At 51.0% G+C, this 976-nt stretch carries 2 protein-coding genes; both read right to left on the minus strand.

Annotated features, from left to right (window positions below; all coding sequences use genetic code 11):
* Positions 1–90 precede the first annotated feature (90 nt).
* Positions 91–345, minus strand: coding sequence for a transposase (locus C7N83_RS17215; protein WP_425437532.1), 255 nt, complete (start codon positions 343–345; stop codon positions 91–93).
* Positions 346–613: 268 nt separating this feature from the next.
* Positions 614–904 (minus strand): hypothetical protein, encoded by a 291-nt coding sequence (locus tag C7N83_RS17220; protein ID WP_425437531.1) that lies wholly within the window; start codon positions 902–904, stop codon positions 614–616.
* Positions 905–976: the final 72 nt, after the last annotated feature.

Here is a 976-nt window from a genome sequence, read left to right on the forward strand (position 1 = left end):
AAAATATAAACACACCAACCAAAGCGGTTAATGGGGTTATCGATTAACCACTTTGCCTTTTTGAGTAATGTTCCCGTCCTTATCCCCCTGTCAGAACGTAATTTCCTGCTTTCCAGGCAACAAGCCTGTTGCTGCCTTTAACAGGTTTAGGCACACTGCTTTCAAATGGCTTTGCGCCCATACTTTCCGCAAGCCAAAATAACACACCCGTTTGCAGCCGAATTTCTGGTACAAAGTATCAAAAGCCTGTTCGGCCAGATAACGGGTTTCCGACAGCTGCTTGTCTTCTTTTGTTAAAGATTTGCCTCTGTGCGCTTTGCGTATAATGCCGTCTGAAAGCCAGATGCACCCGGTTGCCTGCCGCCAGCGCCCTTATCGGCACAGACAGTTGTGTCGGGTGCGGTATCTGTCAATGGAAGTTCGAAAGGGCTGCACTCGCGGGCGTTGGCCGCAATCATATGCGATTTCTCAATATCGCCTCACGAACCAGTGCGGGTGTGTTGTTTATGGCCGAAGGGGAATTTATTACCGTCTTGCTTGACCCGGCGTTGTTTGCCGCCGGCGGTTTGGATGAAGGTAGCGTCCATCACCGTCGCCGGGGTGTTCTCTGTTTTTAGGCCTTTCGCGCTAAGCCGGCGGTTAATCGGTTCAAACAGAATGTCATCTTGTGCCGGTCGGTTACGAAAACAATAGCCGGACGGCGTTCCGATTCGGGATCGGAAAGGCAGTGCCACCGGCCGGGCAGTACGGCTTTGAATATGGGCAGCAGCGGATAGGCAGGATAATCTCGGCAGCAGCGGAGATACAGGTCTTGTGTTGGGTGGCACAGTTGTTCGACGGGCAGCCAATCAAGTATTTGGTTGGGTTTGATGAAAAGAGCGCTGTCGGTGTGCTTGGCCATCATGATTTGGGCTTGTTGGTGGAATGAAGCTGCTCATGGAAAATTCCGCTAAATTCTTTCAAGCTGGATTTAGAG

Origin of the sequence: Neisseria iguanae (genome assembly GCF_003013245.1) — a bacterium.
In the GTDB taxonomy this organism is placed as follows: domain Bacteria; phylum Pseudomonadota; class Gammaproteobacteria; order Burkholderiales; family Neisseriaceae; genus Neisseria; species Neisseria iguanae.

Coding starts and splice junctions, on each gene's coding strand:
- C7N83_RS17220 (WP_425437531.1), bottom strand. CDS start 904: ATGATGGCCAAGCACACCGACAGCGCTCTTTTCATCAAACCCAACCAA.